Origin of the sequence: Lysinibacillus sp. GbtcB16, from assembly GCF_019091145.1 — a bacterium.
GTDB lineage: Bacteria > Bacillota > Bacilli > Bacillales_A > Planococcaceae > Lysinibacillus > Lysinibacillus fusiformis.
In genome coordinates this window covers 1-405 of record NZ_JAGXJV010000156.1, presented here as the reverse complement: position 1 = coordinate 405, position 405 = coordinate 1, and the positions used below count along the sequence as shown (strand labels likewise).

Sequence of the window (405 nt, the reverse complement as noted above, 5' to 3'; positions counted from 1 at the left end):
ATATACCGTTGTCTCAAGACGATCCAAGTTGAACTCGATCGTCTGTATGCCGCTAACCAGCTTATTCTCACCCGTGAAGGAGAAGACTTTCGAGGTCAAGATTCTATTGTTCTCGTCCGCGAACTCCACCCTCATTTTGGAAAAGCTCTGATCCACGACAATTTCATCCTGCAGCTTAATATCGAAATCCAAATTCATCTTATAGGAGTAGGGCAAGCTTCCCCCTCCATTGTAGTTAATCCCTCTTGACCAATCATTGAGCGTAGCTTGAAACGGATAGAAAGCCGAAGACTTATCGTCCGTCTCTTCAATAACTTTCGTCTTGAAGGCCGCTAGAGGCAGATTGTAAGGCTCCACGCTCTTGCCATCCGAAATCTCCATAGCCAGCTGCTCGCCCAATTCGGC

General features: G+C 46.9%; 1 protein-coding gene. It reads left to right on the top strand.

Annotation, left to right across the window (positions count from 1 at the left end):
• Nucleotides 1–249: hypothetical protein (locus KVT27_RS23810; protein WP_217582091.1), on the top strand; the 249-nt coding region annotated here is incomplete at its 5' end.
• Nucleotides 250–405 lie beyond the last annotated feature (156 nt).